Source organism: Streptomyces sp. BoleA5, from assembly GCF_000373665.1.
In the GTDB taxonomy this organism is placed as follows: domain Bacteria; phylum Actinomycetota; class Actinomycetes; order Streptomycetales; family Streptomycetaceae; genus Actinacidiphila.
The window spans coordinates 248,479-265,627 of record NZ_KB892146.1 but is presented as its reverse complement, the minus strand read 5'-3'; the positions used below and the strand labels follow the sequence as shown (position 1 = coordinate 265,627).

The 17,149-nt window shown below is 74.4% G+C and carries 16 protein-coding genes; 7 read left to right on the top strand and 9 right to left on the bottom strand.

Annotated features, from left to right (window positions below; translation table 11 throughout):
• Positions 1–172: 172 nt before the first annotated feature.
• The 8 genes from B085_RS0136875 to B085_RS0136840 form a co-directional block, all read right to left on the bottom strand.
• The gene (locus B085_RS0136875; protein ID WP_018563621.1) at positions 173–1,270 is read right to left on the bottom strand and encodes a HAMP domain-containing sensor histidine kinase; all 1,098 of its coding nucleotides are present in this window, start codon (positions 1,268–1,270) and stop codon (positions 173–175) included.
• Positions 1,267–2,013: a response regulator transcription factor gene (locus tag B085_RS0136870; RefSeq protein WP_018563620.1), complete on the bottom strand. Its 747-nt coding sequence runs from the start codon at positions 2,011–2,013 to the stop codon at positions 1,267–1,269. The genes B085_RS0136875 and B085_RS0136870 overlap by 4 nt, the downstream gene beginning before the upstream one ends.
• A 61-nt stretch (positions 2,014–2,074) precedes the next feature.
• Entirely contained in the window at positions 2,075–2,758 is a 684-nt protein-coding gene (locus tag B085_RS0136865) for a hypothetical protein (RefSeq protein ID WP_018563619.1), read from the bottom strand.
• 41 nt (positions 2,759–2,799) lie between these two features.
• Positions 2,800–3,411: a hypothetical protein gene (locus tag B085_RS0136860; protein ID WP_018563618.1), complete on the bottom strand. Its 612-nt coding sequence runs from the start codon at positions 3,409–3,411 to the stop codon at positions 2,800–2,802.
• A 32-nt stretch (positions 3,412–3,443) separates the two neighbouring features.
• The gene (locus B085_RS0136855) at positions 3,444–4,760 is read right to left on the bottom strand and encodes a hypothetical protein (RefSeq protein ID WP_018563617.1); all 1,317 of its coding nucleotides are present in this window, start codon (positions 4,758–4,760) and stop codon (positions 3,444–3,446) included.
• Positions 4,757–5,542 carry an ABC transporter ATP-binding protein gene (locus B085_RS0136850; RefSeq protein WP_018563616.1) on the bottom strand — a complete coding sequence of 262 codons (786 nt, stop codon included), beginning with the start codon at positions 5,540–5,542 and terminating at the stop codon, positions 4,757–4,759. Before B085_RS0136850 ends, B085_RS0136855 begins: the two co-directional genes overlap by 4 nt.
• A complete protein-coding gene (locus B085_RS0136845) occupies positions 5,539–6,387 on the bottom strand; it encodes a zf-HC2 domain-containing protein (RefSeq protein WP_018563615.1) in 849 nt (282 codons plus the stop codon). The genes B085_RS0136850 and B085_RS0136845 overlap by 4 nt, the downstream gene beginning before the upstream one ends.
• Complete coding sequence (locus B085_RS0136840) at positions 6,381–6,947, bottom strand: RNA polymerase sigma factor (protein ID WP_018563614.1); 567 nt, start codon at positions 6,945–6,947, stop codon at positions 6,381–6,383. Before B085_RS0136840 ends, B085_RS0136845 begins: the two co-directional genes overlap by 7 nt.
• Positions 6,948–7,145: 198 nt before the next feature.
• On the opposite strand from B085_RS0136840, the gene lon reads away from it, so the two are divergent.
• Positions 7,146–9,614, top strand: a complete 2,469-nt coding sequence (lon, locus tag B085_RS0136835; RefSeq protein WP_018563613.1) for an endopeptidase La — start codon at positions 7,146–7,148, stop codon at positions 9,612–9,614.
• A 246-nt stretch (positions 9,615–9,860) separates the two neighbouring features.
• Complete coding sequence (locus B085_RS0136830; RefSeq protein ID WP_078620235.1) at positions 9,861–10,289, top strand: MarR family winged helix-turn-helix transcriptional regulator; 429 nt, start codon at positions 9,861–9,863, stop codon at positions 10,287–10,289.
• A 39-nt stretch (positions 10,290–10,328) separates the two neighbouring features.
• Here B085_RS0136830 and B085_RS0136825 read toward each other — a convergent pair whose 3' ends face one another.
• Positions 10,329–11,174, bottom strand: coding sequence for a hypothetical protein (locus B085_RS0136825; RefSeq protein ID WP_018563611.1), 846 nt, complete (start codon positions 11,172–11,174; stop codon positions 10,329–10,331).
• 357 nt (positions 11,175–11,531) lie between these two features.
• Between B085_RS0136825 and B085_RS44955 the strand changes: the two genes are divergently transcribed.
• The 5 genes from B085_RS44955 to B085_RS0136800 all read left to right on the top strand — a co-directional run bounded on the left by B085_RS44955 (position 11,532) and on the right by B085_RS0136800 (position 17,028).
• Positions 11,532–14,171: a nitrate- and nitrite sensing domain-containing protein gene (locus B085_RS44955; RefSeq protein ID WP_158689903.1), complete on the top strand. Its 2,640-nt coding sequence runs from the start codon at positions 11,532–11,534 to the stop codon at positions 14,169–14,171.
• On the top strand, positions 14,171–14,689 hold the full coding sequence (locus B085_RS0136815; RefSeq protein ID WP_018563609.1) for a roadblock/LC7 domain-containing protein: 519 nt from the start codon (positions 14,171–14,173) through the stop codon (positions 14,687–14,689). The genes B085_RS44955 and B085_RS0136815 overlap by 1 nt, the downstream gene beginning before the upstream one ends.
• A complete protein-coding gene (locus tag B085_RS0136810; protein WP_018563608.1) occupies positions 14,689–15,114 on the top strand; it encodes a DUF742 domain-containing protein in 426 nt (141 codons plus the stop codon). Before B085_RS0136815 ends, B085_RS0136810 begins: the two co-directional genes overlap by 1 nt.
• A gap of 1 nt (position 15,115) precedes the next feature.
• On the top strand, positions 15,116–15,718 hold the full coding sequence (locus B085_RS0136805) for a GTP-binding protein (protein ID WP_018563607.1): 603 nt from the start codon (positions 15,116–15,118) through the stop codon (positions 15,716–15,718).
• A gap of 74 nt (positions 15,719–15,792) precedes the next feature.
• On the top strand, positions 15,793–17,028 hold the full coding sequence (locus B085_RS0136800; protein ID WP_018563606.1) for a styrene monooxygenase/indole monooxygenase family protein: 1,236 nt from the start codon (positions 15,793–15,795) through the stop codon (positions 17,026–17,028).
• The last annotated feature ends 121 nt before the right edge of the window (positions 17,029–17,149 follow it).

Here is a 17,149-nt window from a genome sequence, read left to right as displayed (position 1 = left end):
GATGGACAGCGGAAATAAAGGCTACGCCTACCTGAGCGTTTCCTGCAGGCGGGGAGCCCAGTCGTCGCCTAAGTCACATCGGAAAGGCGGTTTCGGGGCGGAGTTTGGCGGGAATGGGATGCTGAATCGACTGGTCCGGTTGCCTCTGGCAACGTCTGCGCAGGCCGGAGCGTCAAGCCGGCGCCGCGGTGGACCCCGGGAGGGTGACGCGGATCCGGCAGCCGCGCGGTGACTCGGCCACCGCGATGCGTCCGCCGTGGAGGTCCACCGCCCAGCGCGCGATCGCCAGCCCGAGCCCCGTTCCGCCGTCGCCCGGTCCCGCGGTGCCGCGGTTGAACCGCTCGAAGACGCGGGTGCGCTCGGACTCCGGTATGCCCGGGCCCTCGTCGAGCACCTCCAGGTCGAGACTGCCGGGGCCGGTGCCGCGGCGCGCGCGGACGGTGACCCGGCCGCTGGGCGGGCTGTGCTTGACGGCGTTGTCGATCAGGTTCGCGACCACCTGGTGCAGGCGCTCGGCGTCCGCGTACGCGGTCAGCTCCGGCGGTGAGACGTCCAGATGGAGGTGGACGTCCTTGCGCGCCCGCCGGCCCGGCGCCTGGCCGTCCTGCAGTCCGAGGCCGGCCGTCTTGATCACGGCGGAGAGGTAGGGCCAGACCTCGAAGCGCTTGGCGTCCAGCGGCACGATGCCGTTGTCCAGGCGGGAGAGGTCCAGCAGGTGGGCGACGAGCAGGCTCAGCCGCTCCGCCTGCTGCAGCGCGGTGCGCATGGTCTCCGTGTCGGCCTCGGAGACCCCGTCGACCACGTTCTCCAGGACCGCGCGCAGCGCCGCGATCGGGGTGCGCAGCTCGTGCGAGACGTTCGCCACCAGCTCCTTGCGGTGCTGGTCCACGGCCTCCAGGTCGGCGGCCATCCGGTTGAAGGTCTCGGCCAGTTCGCCGACCTCGTCGCGGCGGACCGCGGTGACCCGCCGGCTGTAGTCGCCGCGGGCCATGGCGCTGGCGACCGAGGTCATCTCCCGCAGGGGCGCGGTCAGCCCGTGCGCCACCAGCTGCGAGATCAGCAGCGAGGCGATGATCGAGAAGATGGTGATGATCCGGATCTCGGTCGCGGAGTGCATCGCCACGAAGACCAGGCCGGTGGTGATCAGCACCGAGGCGAGCACCAGGTACTGCAGTGCCGCCTTGATCGACCGGAAGGGGTCGTACGGCCTCAGCGCGGCCCACACACGTTCCCGCAGCTTCGGCGGGCGCGGCGCGCTGTAGGGGCTCACGGCGTGGGCGTCTCGAGCGCGTAGCCGACGCCGTGCACGGTACGGATGCGTTCCGCGCCGATCTTCCGCCGCAGCGCCTTGACGTGGCTGTCGACGGTGCGGGTGCCGGAGGCGTCCGCCCAGTCCCACACCTCGGCGAGCAGCTGCTCCCGGGAGAGCACCGCGCGCGGCTGCTGGGCCAGGCAGACCAGCAGGTCGAACTCGGTCGGGGTGAGGTGCACGTCGGAGCCGCGGACCCGGACCCGGCGCTGGGCGTTGTCGATCTCCAGGTCGCCGAGCTGCATGTTGGCGCCGCGCGGGTCGCGGGCGGCGATCGTGGCGCGCTCCACGCGACGCAGCAGCACGTGCACCCGGGCGACCAGCTCGCGCAGCGAGAAGGGCTTGGTCATGTAGTCGTCGGCGCCCACGCCGAGCCCGACGAGCATGTCGGTCTCGTCGTCGCGGGCGGTCAGCATCAGCACCGGGAGAGGGCGCGAGGCCTGCACGCGACGGCAGACCTCCAGGCCGTCGTACCCGGGGAGCATGACGTCGAGGACGAGGAGGTCGGGCTGCCAGGAGGCGGCGGTCTCCACGGCGGCGGGGCCGTCGCCCGCGGTGCGGACCTGGAAGCCCTCGGCCCGCAGGCGTGCCGCGATGGCGTCGGCGATCGTCGCGTCGTCCTCCACCACCAGCACGCGGCGCTGCGCACCGGGGGTGGCCGCCACCGCTGCGGCTTCGACCGTCGTCGGCTGTGTGCTGTCCATGTGGGGTCCCCCATGGTCGTTTGCGTTGCGCTGCAGCGTACGGGGCGGGACGACGCCGCGGCTATGCGGGTTTGGTTGCCAGGTGCACGACATCCGGAACGCCCCGATTCACCGGGATCTCGATGGTCCGGACCTGCGTGAACTGCGCCGACCTCAGTGCGTCGTCGAACGCGGGGGACGGCTGGGCCGACCATACCGCCAGTACGCCGCCGGGTTCGAGCCGCTCCCTGCAGGCCGCGAGACCCGCCGGACCGTACAGGCCCCCGTTGCCCTCGGTGACCGTCCAGTCCGGGCCGTTGTCGATGTCCAGGCAAAGTGCGTCGTACGTCACGTCCGCGTTCCGGACGTAAGCCACCAGATCGCCCTCGACCACGCTGACCCGCGGATCCTCCAGCGCCCCTTCGGAGAAGGCCCCCAGCGGGCCCGCGCGGTGCCAGTCGACCACCGCCCGCTCCCGCTCGGCCACCGCGATCCGCGCCCAGCGCGGCTCGCCCGCCGCCCGCGCCAGGGAGAAACCCACCCCGAGCCCCCCGATCAGCACCGACAGACCGGTCCGGTCCGCCGGGAGCGCGGCCAGGGCCGCGTCGACCAGCAGGCGCTCGGAGCGGCCGTCGGAGGTGTCCATCAGGAAGGTGCCGTTGGCGATGATCTCGTAGCGTCCGCCGCTGCGCCGCAGCGCGACCTCGCCGTAGGGCCCGTCACGCCGGTCGAGCGTGACGGGCCGCTCGTCGTCCTCGTCGTACATGCCCACACAGCGTAATGACACGGTGGCGCGGGCTGTACCGGTTATCGGGCCCCGTCCGCGGCCGGGCCCCGGACCGCCACCAGGGCAGCGCCGGCGGCGAACAGCAGGACGGCGGTGGCCCAGGCGGCGGGCTGGGCGCCCGGCTGCATCGACCAGGCCCACACCGCGGCGGCCCCGCCCGGGGTGCGGGGGGCCGCCAGGTAGACGGTGCCGCCATAGACCACCGGCGGCAGCCAGCTGAGCCGGGCGCCCAGCAGCGCGGCGCCGGCCGCGGCGAGCCCGGTGAAGCCGAGCACGCCGCGGACCAGCGTCGGAGCCCCGAAGTGCGCCGGGTCGCCGGGCAGCGCGGTGCCCAGCCAGAGCACGGCGAGCCCGGTGAGGGCGAGCAGGTGCGCGCCACGCCACCGCCACCACGGCAGCGGGGCGGAGCGGTCCAGTTCGCCGGAGCGGCTGTGCAGCGAGAGCCCGGTGACCGCGGCGACGAGCACCGGGACCAGGACGACCACGGGCACCCGGGCGCCGGACTCGAAGAACGGCCGGTCGACCAGCCGGTCCGCGCCCCAGCGGGATACGGCGAAGAGGACGGCCAGCGCGGCGGCGGTGCCGGGCAGACGGCGCGAGCGCAGGTAAAGGGGTACGAGCGAGGGCGTCATGGCCGTGCCTCCTCGGCGGGTGGGGTTGGTGATCATGGCGCCGGGACACCGCTGGTGTCGCAGCCCCGCGCCGCGGCCATGTAGCGGCCCAGCCAGGCGCGGCGCTCGGCCGGTGCCAGCGCGCGCAGACGACGTGCCGCCGACTCCGCCTGCCGCTCCCGGCCCGCGGTGTCCGCGGACAGCGGGCGGCCGAGGCCCAGCCACTCCTGGGCGGCGTACTCGGCGGGGTGACCGGCCGGGTCGGACGAGCCCTCGCAGCCCAACGGCATGGTGACCGCGAAGACGAAGTCCCGGTAGAGCGTCTCCGGATCGCCCAGGCGCCCGCGGAAGACCCCGCCGTACAGCTCGAACCGGACCTCCCCGGGCGGTATGGCGCCGCCGGTGCCGCCCTCGCGGTAGCGGACGGGAGCCCCCGGCGCACCCGCGAGCCGGGAGTCGATCCGCGTCACCACCGCCCGCACGGCGGGCAGCGCCCCGGCGTGGGTCGCGCGGACGCACACCGCGGGCGTGCCCCGGTCGCAGACCAGCGCGGTGGCGGAGGAATCGGAGCGCAGCAGGTCGTCGCCGGTGCGGTACAGCACCGACCCGGCGGCGACCGCGGCCAGGAGCGGCAGGACGGCGAGGGCCCTGCGTCGCGCATGACCCGCCAGCAGGGCGGCGACGGCGAGCCCGGCCGTCCAGACCACGCACAGGGCCCCGGCCCACCACACGGGGACGTCGCCGAACCTCCCCCAGCCGCCGTTCGCGGGGCTCAGCCATGCCGTGCCCGGCCCGGGATACCCCGAGACTCCGGCGCCGAGCAGGACGTACCCCGCGAGGCCGACCAGCGGTGGCGAGAAGCGCCAGGGCACGGCCCGTCCCGCCGCGAAGCCGAGCGCCCCCAGGGAGCCGAGTGCCACCGCGTCCACCGCAGCCAGGTGCCAGGCGGGGTGCCCGTAGGACGCGTACGGCAGCAGCACCCCCAGGCATACGGCGGTCGCCGCCAGGTAGCCCAGCACCGGCCAGGCCACCGACGGCAGGGCCGCCGTCAGAGCCCTGCGCAGCGGCGACCGCGCGGCGGAGGCGAGCAGGTCGCCGGTGCCTCGCCGGCGCTCGCGGCCGCCCTGCAGGCAGCCCGCCGTGAGGGCGAGCGGGCCGCCCAGGAGCAGGCCCGCCTCACGGAGCGCCGCCTGGGTCGTCGCCCAGGTGTCGAACAGGGAGTACCGCCTGGCCAGCACGGCGACGATCACGCTCACGGTCAGTACGGCCGCCGCCCACACCCCGGAGCCGCGCAGCAGCTCGGTGCGGTGGACGCGGGGGGCGGCCGGAAGGGTCCGCGGTGCGCTGGTCAGGGTGGCCGTGGCGCTCATGCGGCGGCCTCCGGCGAGACCGCGCGTGCGGAGCGGTGGCGGCGCAGGGCCGCCGTGTAGCCGCGTTCTGTCGGGCTGTCCCCGGCCGCGTCCTCGTCACCGGCGGCGGCCAGTTCCGCCGAGGTGCCGCGGAAGGCGACGCGCCCCTCGTCGAGGAGGGTCACCTCGGTGCAGGCGGTGGCGACGTCCTCGACGAGGTGGGTGGAGACCAGGACGGTCGACGTGGCGCCCAGTTCCCTGAGCAGGGCGCGGAACTCCACCCGCTGCTCCGGGTCGAGGCCGGCCGTCGGCTCGTCGAGCAGCAGCAGCTCCGGGTCGTTGACGATCGCCTGGGCGATGCCGACCCGGCGCACCATGCCGCCGGACAGCGTCCTGATCCGCGCGTCGGCGCGTCCGGCGAGGCCGACCCGTTCCATCGCGCGCTCGACGGCCTCCGGCACCGCGGCCCTGGGCACCTCCTTCAGCCAGGCCATGTACGCCACGAACTCACGCACCGTGAAACCGGGATAGTGGCCGAACTCCTGCGGCAGGTAGCCCAGGCGCCGCCGCACCGAGGTGCGCCCCGCGGGGACCGCCGGATCGAGGCCCAGCAGTTCCAGCCGGCCGGAGCGGTACGGCGCCACGGTGGCCAGCACCCGGATCAGCGAGGTCTTCCCCGCGCCGTTGGGGCCGAGCAGCCCGTGCACGCCGCGCCCGATGCGCAGGTCGAGGGCGTCCAGGGCGGTGGTCCTTCGGTGCCGCACGGTCAGGCCGTCCACATGGACGGTGGTCTCGGTGGTCACGGGCGCTCCAGGTGGTCGAAGGCGGTACGGCGCAGGATCAGCAGGCAGGCGCAGGCCGCGGCCGCGGCGGCCCAGGCGGGCTGCGCCGCGGGGGAGAAGAGCAGGGGTACGGCGGCGACGGGAAGCCCGCACAGGGCGAGGGCCAGCAGCCAGGCCGCGGTGACGGCGACGGCCGCCCGATGGCACCCGGTCCAGCTGCCGAGCGCCAGGGTGGCCCCGGTCAGCACGAGCCCCGGCAGCAGCCAGGCCACGGCCGCGCCGGCTCCCGCGAGGACGCCGCCGGCGGCGCTCAGCAGCGGCACGCACACCGCCAGCACGAGCCCGGTGCGCGTCAGCAGCAGCCGCAGTCCGCCGGACGGCGTCGACGCGGCCAGTTCGTGGGCCGGGTCCCCGTACCTGCCGTAGGCGAGCGCCACCCCCACCGGCGGCAGCACCGGGGCGAGCGCCAGCAGCCAGGGGCGTCCCTCCGGGGCCCCGTCCAGCCGGGACAGGGCCACGGCCACGGCGAGCGTCAGCAGGACGGACCCGACCCAGGCCGGCCGCAGCACGCGCGCGGATTGCAGGGCCGCCCGCCAGGGAAGGGCGCGCGCGGGCCGCGGGCCGGGGGCGGCGGCGTCCAGCACGGCCTCGCGGACGCCGGTCAGGAGGGCACCGGCGTCGCCCGCCCTGACCAGCGCGGAGATCCGGACGGCGCAGGCCGTGCAGGAATCCAGGTGCTTGTCCACCGACCAGGCGGCGGATTCGGCGAGTGTGCCGTCGGCGTAGGCGGCGGCCGTGTCGTCCGGCACGTGCCGGCCGGTCCCGTCGGCCCGCCGGGGTGCGCGGGTGACTCGAAGGTTCAGCATGCGGCTCCTCCAGCGGGGCCGAGGGCGACGAGCGCGGCGCGCAGTTCGCGGCGCGCCCGCGAGGCCCGGGTCTTGACGGTTCCCTCGGGTATCCCGAGCAGACGCGCGGTCTCCCGCGTGGTGAGGCCGTCGACCACGGTGGCCCGCAGCACGGCCCGCAGTTCGGGGGAGATCCGGTCGAGCGCGGCGCCCACGTCGCCGTACTCCAGCCCGGCGAGGACGTCCTCCTCGGCCGAGGGGGCGGTGCCGGGTTCCTGCGTGGCGAGCAGGTCGCGGCTGCCGGCCCGGGCGGCGGCGCGACGGGCGTCCGCCAGCCGCCGGACGGCGATCACCCACAGCCAGCCGCCGGCCGCGCCGCCGCCGTGGCCGGCGGCCGAGCGCCAGGCCGTGACGAAGGTGTCCTGGAGGACCTCACGGACGGTCTCGGGGTCGGGGCAGCGCCGGGTGAGCCGGGCGTGCAGCCAGCCGGAGTGGCGGTCGTACAGATCCGCGAGGGCCTGCGAGTCCCCCCGGGCGATCGCGCGCAGCAGCGCGTCGTCCCCGGGGGGCTCGTGGCTCATGGGTCGGAAGAGTCTCACACCCCTCTATCGCCGCCGCCCCCGCGCGCGGTTCTCGGGAGGGGACGACGGGGACGCCCGGACCACGGGCACGGTGGTGCTCCGCGGCCGATCGCTCAGAGCGAACACGACCCGGGGAACACCAGGGGCATCAGATGCATTGAGTCTGCGTAGCTCAACTTCATTGCTTAGGGAGAGATAATGGCTCAGTCGTCTTCGTCGGCGTTCGCGCCGCTCACCCTGCCCGTGCTGCCCCTCGACGACGAGGTGGTCCTGCCCGGCATGGTCGTGCCGGTGGACCTGACCGACGCCGAGGCGCGCGCCGCGGTCGAGGCGGCACAGGCCGCCCAGCGGTCCGGACAGCCCGGACTCGGCAACAAGCCGCGGGTGCTGCTCGTTCCCCGGGTGGACGGGGACTACGCGGGCGTGGGCACGCTGGGCACCGTCGAGCAGGTGGGACGTCTGTCGGACGGCGATCCCGGTGCCGTCATCCGCGGTGTGAGCCGCGTGCGCATCGGCGCCGGCACGACCGGTCCCGGCCGTGCCCTGTGGGTGGAGGGCACCGAGCTCTCCGAGCCGGCACCCGCCGAGGCTCCCGGCACCGTCGCGGAGCTCATGAAGGAGTACAAGGCCCTGGCCACCAGCTGGCTGCGCAAGCGCGGCGCCTGGCAGGTCGTGGACCGCGTCCAGCAGATCGAGGAGGTCTCGCAGCTGGCGGACAACGCCGGCTACTCCGGCTTCCTCACCACCAGCCAGCGCATCGAGCTGCTGGAGACCGTCGACGCGGCCGCCCGGCTGCGGCTGGCCACGCAGTGGCTGCGTGACCACCTGGCCGAGCAGGACGTCGCGGAGACCATCCGCAAGGACGTCCAGGAGGGCATGGAGAAGCAGCAGCGCGAGTTCCTGCTCCGGCAGCAGCTGCAGGCGGTCCGCAAGGAGCTGGCCGAGCTGAACGGCGACCCGGAGGACGAGGCGGACGACTACCGTTCCCGCGTCGAGGCCGCCGACCTGCCCGAGAAGGTGCGCGAGGCCGCCCTGAAGGAGGTCGAGAAGCTGGAGCGGTCCAGCGACGCGTCCCCCGAGGGCGGCTGGATCCGCACCTGGCTGGACACCGTCCTGGAGCTGCCGTGGAACACCACGACCCAGGACGCCTACGACATCCCCGGCGCGCGGGCGGTGCTGGACGCCGACCACGCGGGCCTGGAGGACGTGAAGGAACGCATCACCGAGTACCTGGCCGTGCGCAAGCGCCGCACCGACCGCGGTCTCGGGGTCGTCGGCGGCCGCCGCGGAGGCGCGGTGCTGGCCCTGGTGGGTCCGCCCGGCGTCGGCAAGACCTCGCTCGGCGAGTCCGTGGCCCGCGCGATGGGGCGGAAGTTCGTGCGCGTCGCGCTCGGCGGCGTCCGCGACGAGGCGGAGATCCGCGGCCACCGGCGCACCTATGTCGGCGCGCTGCCCGGCCGGCTGGTGCGCGCCATCAAGGAGGCCGGGTCCATGAACCCGGTGGTCCTGCTGGACGAGATCGACAAGGTGGGCTCCGACTACCGGGGCGACCCGGCCGCGGCCCTGCTGGAGGTCCTGGACCCGGCCCAGAACCACACCTTCCGGGACCACTACCTGGAGGTCGAACTGGACCTGAGCGACGTGGTGTTCCTCGCCACCGCCAACGTCCTGGAGGCCATCCCCGAGCCGCTGCTGGACCGTATGGAGCTGGTGCGGCTGGACGGCTACACCGAGGACGAGAAGGTCGTCATCGCCCGCGACCACCTGCTGCCGCGCCAGCGCGAGCTGGCCGGGCTCGGCGAGGACGAGGTCGCCGTCGACGACGCGGCCCTGCGCAAGCTGGCCGGGGAGTACACCCGCGAGGCGGGGGTGCGCACCCTGGAGCGGTCGATCGCCCGCATCCTGCGGAAGGTCGCCGCGAAGCACGAGCTCGGCGAGCGCGAGTTGCCGTTCACGGTGACCCCGCAGGACCTGCGGGAGCTCATCGGGCGGCCGCACCACGTGCCGGAGTCGGCGCAGGACCCGCAGGAGCGGCGCACGGCGGTGCCGGGCGTGTCCACGGGCCTGGCGGTGACCGGCGCGGGAGGCGACGTCCTCTACATCGAGGCGTCGCTGGCCGACCCGGAGACCGGCGGCAGCGGCCTGCAGCTCACCGGGCAGCTGGGCGACGTGATGAAGGAGTCCGCGCAGATCGCGCTCTCCTTCCTGCGCTCGCACGGCGCCGAACTGGAGCTGCCGGTCGGCGATCTGAAGGACCGCGGCGTCCACATCCACGTCCCCGCGGGCGCGGTCCCCAAGGACGGCCCGAGCGCGGGTGTCACCATGACCACCGCGCTGGCCTCGCTCCTGTCGGGGCGCCGGGTCCGCACCGACGTCGCGATGACCGGCGAGGTGTCGCTGACCGGGCGGGTGCTGCCGATCGGCGGCGTCAAGCAGAAGCTCCTGGCCGCGCACCGCGCCGGGATCACCACCGTGGTGATCCCCAAGCGGAACGAGGCGGACCTGGACGACGTCCCCGCCGAGGTCCTGGAGAAGCTGGAGGTCCACGCGGTCTCGGACGTCCGGCACGTGCTGAAGCTCGCCCTGGAGCCGGCCGTCACCGGCGCGGACTCCGGCCTGGAGGACGGCCCCGCGCCGTCGTCGGCGGAGCCCTCGGTCGCGGCCTGAACGAGGCCCTGACCGGGTGAACGGAGAGCGGCCCCTCCCACGGCCTGAGGAGGGGCCGCTCTCCGTGCGTGCCGCCGGCGGCGGGACACCCGGTGTGGAAGTGCCCCTGGTCACGCCGTTGGTCCGCGCCTGCGAAATACTGGGGGCGCTGCGCACACGGCGGCCGGAGACGAGACGTTTTCACGACGGAAGGCGGGTGACCAGGTGGCCGGAACCGCCGGCTCCCCCAGGGAGGCGGACCCCGTGATGGAGGCGCTCGAACGCGAGCTCACCGTCCTGTTGCGGCGTGCCCGCGCATCCTCCGGGGAGATGGCCCGCGAGGTCCATCCCGACCTGGAGCCCGCCGCGTACGGGATCCTCGCCCGGCTCGCCGAGACAGGTCCCGAGCGGGCCACCGTGCTCGCCGGCTACTTCGGCGTCGGCAAGGCCACGATGAGCCGTCAACTGCGCGCCCTGGAGGACCTCGGGCTCGTCCGGCGCGAACCGGACCCCGCCGACGGGCGGGCCTTCCTGGTGCAGCTGACCACGGAGGGCGCCGAGCGCTTCTCGCGCGTCCGGCAGGCGCGCAGGGCCCGCTACGTCAACCGGCTCAGCGGCTGGGACCGCGACGAACTGCGCGAACTGGCCCGGCTGCTGGGCCAGCTGAACTCCTCGCAGGAGCAGGAGAGCGCGTGACCCGGGCGGCCCTCCGCCCGGCGTGCCGGCCCGCCGCCGTCACCATTGCGCCAGCACCGCGGTCGCGTCGTCGCGCACCTTGCCGCGCGGGAAGCGGGTGCCGTCCGGGTCCGCGGCCTCGGCCGCGCGCACGCGCCGCAGGAGTTCCTCGGGTCCGGCCTTGCGCAGCAGTGTGAACGCGCCCTGCCAGTCCTGCTCGTGGAAGACCTCGACCAGACGGGCGGCGCCGTCCGTCAGCGCCGCGACCGCGCGGACCCGCGAGCGCGGCCGGGTGCCCGTGACGGCGCGGTCCGCGACCGCCGGGTCGGCCGCCGCGGTGAAGAAGCCGCCCTCGGCGTTGCGCAGGGCCTCCACGGCCCGTCCGTACTCCGCGGCGGCCTCGGCGCGGGCGGCCGTGCCGCGCGGCAGGGCCCGTACCGCGGCGCGCAGCGCGGTCACCGGAGCGGGCAGCCGGTCCAGCCGGTCGTCGCGCACGGCACCGACCTGACCTGCGGTGTCCTCGATGAGCAACACCGAGTCGGATAGCACCAGATGCTCCACGGTGTCCGCATTCCACCGGACCGCCACCACGGTGGCCTGCGGAGTGCGGCGGTGATAAAGGTCACAGGTGCCGCGGTGCGCGTCGGCGGTGCGCAGGACGGCTTCCGCGAGACACTGCGCCAAGCTCGGGGCCGTGGGCGAAACGGACAGTTCGATCATGGATCCGCCCAGGTGGGCGACGTACCAGGGGACGTCGTGACGGCATCCCGTGGGGCCGTCGGGAGGGGTCACGCCGTCCAGCAGGACCAGTGAACCGCCGCCGCCTGACGCGGGCATGGCCACCGCCGCGAAGTCCTCGTTGGGGCGCCCGGGGCTGCCGGGCTCGGTCGCCGTCTCGATGCGCATGCGGTCAGTCTGCAGCAGCCGCCCGGGAGAGCTGTTCGAGCCCCGGGGGCGCCCGCCGGGGGTTACCGGCGAGTGAAGGTGCGCATCCTGCCAGGGCGGCGGCCGCGATGCCAGTTCCTGGTCCGGTCGGCCGGAACGCGCGCGCGTAACGATCCAGCCGGGGAGTTGAACGTCAACTTGTCGGTGCGATTCACTCGTTCGGGTGTCGAGGCGGGGGACGCACATCTGCATTCCGGGTCGGCCTGAGAAGGTCGGCACGATGCCGGGATGAGGCCAGACGTTGCCGTGCTCGGTGCCCGGCCGATGTGTCGTCATCTCGGGACCAGTGGATCAGGCGAGACGGGATAGCGAGCACCGGTGCGAACACGACGTAACCCGCGGACCAAGCGCGTACGGCAGAGACTGCTGGGCGCCCTGCTGATCTGCGCCGTCACGGTCCTGGCCGCCTCCGCTCCTGGCGTTGCCACGGGCGTGCGCGATCTGGCCGAGGCGCAACGACTGGTCGGCATGGCGCGACTCGGGGCCCAGGCGGTCTCGCTGTCCCACGCCCTGGCCGACGAACGCGACGGCATGGCCGTCTTCGTGGCCGGCGGCCGCTCCACGGAGGGCGGCAACGGCGTCTCCGAGACCCAGCGGGTGCGGGTCGACCGCCAGGCCAAGGAGGTGCTGGCGGCGGCGGCCGACGCCGACACCGACGACGCCCCCGCCTTCGCCGACGCGACCGCCGAGGTCGTCCGGCAGCTCGGGGAACTCCCCACCGTCCGGCAGAAGGTGCTCTCCGGCCCCGGCTCCGTCGAGGCCGCCGCGGCGGCCTACGACCCGGCGATCCGGGCGCTGCACGGGATCGGCTCCGCCGTCGCCCGCTCGCTGCCCGCCCGCGGCGCCTCCGCCGACACCACCGCGCTGCCCGAGCTCGCCCGCGCAGTCGACCAGGCCTCCGTCCAGCGCGGCCTGCTGGTGGGCGCGCTCACCGCGGGCGGCGGGCAGTCCGGCCTGGTGGGCGCCGCGCAGACCGCCGCGGTCAGCGAGCGGTCCGCACTCGCCGAGTTCCGCGGCGGGGCCTCGCAGGCCGCGGTCGAGCAGTACGACCAGACGGTCACCGGATCCGACGTCAACCAGGCCGACAAGCGGCTCAAGCAGCTGCTGAACGACTCCTCGCTGTCCGCCGCCGACCGCGCGCTCAAGCCGCGAGTGGTCCAGGCGGCGCTCTCCGCCCGGGTCGACATGATGCGCGGTGTCGAGTCCTCGCTCGCGGCGGCCGCCGCCGACCGGCTCGCCGCGTTGCGCGACGACGACGTGACGGCCCTCGAACTCCACGTCGCCCTCGCCTCGGTGTGCTTCCTGCTCGTCCTCGGCGTCGGCGTCTCCACGGCCCGCTCCATCACCCGCCCGGCCGCCGCCCTGAACCGCTTCGCCCGCGGGGACGTCCCCGCCGACGAGCAGGTCAGGATCGTCGGCTCCGACGAGTTCGCGGCGACCGCCCGGGCGGTCAACGCGCTCCGCGCCGAGGTGAACGGGCTGCGCGGGCGCGTCGCCGCGCAGGACGCCGAGCACACCAAGCTCCAGGGCGTCCGGGACGCCCTCGCCGCGGAACGCGAACTGCTGCACGGCCGGCAGGACGCGCTCACCACGCGTCTGGGCTCCCTGCAGGACAACGTCCACGGCACCTACGTCAACCTCACGCTGCGCACCCTCGGTCTGGTCGAGCGCCAGCTCACACTGATCGAGCGGCTGGAGGAACTGGTCCACGACCCGGACGAGCTCTCCCAGCTGTTCAAGCTGGACCACCTGGCCACCCGCATGCGCCGCAACAGCGAGAACCTGCTGCTGCTCGCCGGCGCCGAGCACGGCCACGCGCACCCCAAGCCCGTCCCGCTGGTCGACGTGGCACGCGCCGCGGTCTCCGAGATCGACACGTACGAGCGGGTCCGCATCCACCAGCTGCCCGCCGGGCGCATCGCCGGGTTCGCCACCGACGACCTCAGCCACCTGATCGCCGAGCTCCTGGAGAACGCGGCCGCCTTCTCGCCACCGGAGACCGAGGTGCAGCTGTCCGGCTGGATGCTGGAGAGCGGCGAGCTGATGCTGTCCGTCGAGGACCAGGGCATCGGCATCCCCACGGCCCGGCTGGACGAGCTCAACGCGCTGCTGACGCAGGCCGACCCCGCGGAGCACCCCGCCGTCGCCGAGGCCACCGGCATCGGCGTGTACGTCGTCGCCCGGCTCGCCGCCCGGCACGGCATCCGCGTGCAGCTGCGCGACGCCAAGCGCGGCGGCACCACCGCCGTGGTGGTCGTCCCCACGGCGCTCACCGCGCCCGCGGAAGACCCGGACGGCCCGCAGACCCCCGTGGAGGCGGCCGTCGCGGGAGAGCCGTGGCAGCCGCGCAAGGCGCTGCGGCGGGCCCGTGAGGAGCGCGCCGGGGAGCCGGAGCGCACGGCACCGGCGGCCGTGGAGCCGGTGACGCAACCGACGCCACGGACGCAACCGGCCGGCGAAATGCCCGGGGAAGTACCCGGTGAAGCGTCCGGCGAGGCGTCCGAGCCCGGGGGCGAGGCCATCGAGCACGCCCGCGCCGACCGGCCTGCCCCCGTGACCCCGGCACCCGAGTCCGCACCCGCACCGGTCGTGGCGACCGAGGCACCGGCTCCGGCCCAGGCACCGGCTCCGGCCGTCGCCGAGACACCGGACGGCGAGGGGCTCACCGCCAAGGGGCTTCCGCAACGGGTGCCCCGGTCCACGGGGCTGTCGGGCGAACCGCAGGTCCGGGGAAGGGCCCGCCAGGGGGGCGGGGTGGACCCGGAGGAGCTGCGGCGCAAGCTCGGCGGCTTCGCCCAGGGCCTGCGCGAGGGCCGGGCCGAGGCCCAGGCCGAGACGCAGGAGATCCGGCGCGGCCTGCCCGCGCCGAGGAAGGCCGCCGACGCGGCCGCAGCAGAAGGCAGTTCGGGGGGACACCAACAAGTCGAAGCCGAAGGCGTCGAGGAGGCACGCGGTTGATGTCGGCCGGTACGGACACCCAGAGTGAACGGGGCCTGAGCCACGAGGCACGTAACCTCCAGTGGCTGCTGAGTAATTTCGTGGAGGACGTGCCCGGGGTCCGCTCCGTGGCCGTCGTCTCCTCGGACGGGCTGCTGCTGCTGACCTCGGAGCCCGAGGACGAGGCCGCGACGGAGGACGAGGGCGCGGCTGACGGTGCGGCCGGACGGCCGCGCCGGGGCCCGGCGGGCACATCCGCCGACCTCGCCACGGTGGTCTCCGGCATCGCCTCGCTGACCGACGGCGCCGCGCGCCTGATGGACGGCGGCGGGGTGCGCCAGACGGGCGTGTCGATGGAGAACGGCAGCGTGTTCGTCATGACGGTCGGGGACGGTTCGCTGCTCGGTGTCCACGCGGACGCCGAGTGCGACATGAGCGTGGTGGCCTATCACATGGCCCTGTTCGTGGGCCGGGCCGGCCATGTGCTCACCCCGGCGCTCCGCACGGAGCTGCGCCAGGCGATCGAGGAGGGCCTCTGATGCGCCGTCCGGTGATCCCCGCGGTGCAGGCGGCGGCCGCCCTCCCGGTACGGGGTGCCGGGCGCAGGGCCGCCCGTGTGCGGCCGTACGCGCTGACCGGAGGACGTACGTCCTTCGGTCACGTGCTGCTGGTGGAGACCTTCGTCGCGACGATCGACGCCTCCGCCGAGCACCGTGAGCTGACCTCGGGCGGCTGGGCCGAGCGCGTCATGCCGGAGATGCGGGCCATCGTGGAACTGTGCCGCCGGATGCGCTCGGTGGCGGAGATCTCGGCGCTGCTGCGCATGCCGCTCGGCGTGGTCCGGGTGCTGCTCAGCGACCTGGCCGATCAGGGACGGATCCGCGTGTACGGGACCGGGCACGGGCCCGGCGCCCCGGATCGCGCGCTGCTGGAGAGGGTGCTCGGTGGACTTCGCAGGCTCTGACATGGCGTCCCTCGCGGAAGAAGACGGCCTGCAGGAGTGGCAACTGGACGTGAGCCACGCCCCCACCTCGACCAAGATCGTGGTCGCGGGCGGATTCGGCGTGGGCAAGACCACTTTCGTCGGCGCGGTCTCGGAGATCACCCCGCTCACCACCGAGGCGGTGATGACCCGCGCCAGCGAGGACATCGACGACCTCGGTTCCACCCCGGACAAGACCACCACCACGGTGGCGATGGACTTCGGCCGCATCACGCTCGACCGGGAACTGGTGCTCTACCTGTTCGGCACCCCCGGCCAGCAGCGCTTCTGGTTCATGTGGGACGACCTCGTGCGCGGCGCGATCGGCGCGGTCGTCCTCGCCGACACCCGCCGGCTGGCCGACGCCTTCCCGGCCCTGGACTACTTCGAGAGCAGCGGCCTGCCCTACGCCGTGGCGGTCAACCACTTCGAGGGCACCACCGCCTACGAGGAGATCGACGTCCGCGAGGCGCTCGCCGTGCCGGACGAGGTACCGGTGGCGATATGCGACGCCCGTGACCGCCAGTCGGTGATCCAGGTGCTGCTGGCCCTGGTCAAGCAGGCCCTCGTCGCCCAGCCGGAGTAGCAGTTCTCCGGGGGGAGTCGTGGGGACTCCCGCCGGACGCACCCAAGCCGCACCGCACGAGAGAGCATGCCGCCTTGCGCAAGATACTGATCGTGGGAGCCGGCCAGTCCGGGCTCCAACTGGCCCTGGGCCTGCAGTCCCGGGGATACGAGGTCACCGTCATGTCCAACCGCACGGCGGACGAGATACGCCAGGGGCGTGTCATGTCCACCCAGTGCATGTTCGGCACGGCACTGGCGCACGAGCGCGACCTCGGCGTCGACTTCTGGGAGGACCGGACCCCCCGGATCGAGGGCCTGGGCGTCTCCGTCGCCGCCCCGGACGGATCGCGGCCGATCGACTGGGTGGGACGGCTCGACGCGTACGCGCAGTCCGTCGACCAGCGGGTGAAGATGGCCGGCTGGCTGGAGACCTTCGTCGAGCGCGGCGGCAAACTGGTCGTCCACGGCGTGACCGTCGGGGACCTGGACTACTTCGCCCGCGCCTACGACCTGGTGATGGTCGCGGCGGGCAAGGGTGAACTGGTCTCCCTGTTCGGCCGGGACGCCGGGCGCTCCCCGTACGACAGCCCGCAGCGTTCGCTGGCCGTCGCCTATGTGCACGGCCTGGCCCCGCGCCCGGAGCACCCCGACTTCCACGCGGTGCGGCTCAACATGGTGCCCGGCGCCGGCGAGCTGATCGTGATCCCGGCGTTCACCACCTCGGGCCCCTGCGACATCCTCTTCTGGGAGGGGCTGCCGGGCGGTCCGCTCGACGTCTTCGACGGCGTCAAGGACCCGCGGGAACACCTGCGCATCACCCTGGAACTGATGGAGCGTCACCTCCCCTGGGAATACGACCGCGCCCGCGACGTCGAGCTGACGGACGCCGGCGGCACCCTGTCCGGGCGGTTCGCCCCGGTCGTCCGGCACCCCGTCGCGGAACTGCCGTCCGGCGGGCTGGTGCTGGGCGTCGCCGACGTCGTCGTCGCCAACGACCCGATCACCGGCCAGGGCTCCAACAGCGCCTCCAAGTGCGCGGCCGCCTATCTCGACGCCATCGTCGAGCAGGGCGACAAGCCCTTCGACCGGGACTGGATGGAGTCGGCCTTCGCCCGCTTCTGGACCACCGCGGAGCCGGTGACCAAGTGGACCAACGCCCTGCTCGGCCCGCCGCCGGAGCACGTCCTGGGCCTGATCGGCGCCGCCGGGCAGCTGCCGGCCGTGGCGAACCGCTTCGCCAACGGCTTCGACGACCCGTCGGACTACGAGTCGTACTTCTACGACCCGGAGGCGGCCAGCGCCTACCTGGCCTCGGTCGCCGGAGCCTGACCGTTCGCGGCGCCCCCGCCAGGGGTTCCGCCCTGGCGGGGTCCGCGGGGCTGTGAAACGCTCGTCGTACGGGACATCCGTCCGTTTTCCGCACACGGATCCCGTACGGGTGGGCCCGGCC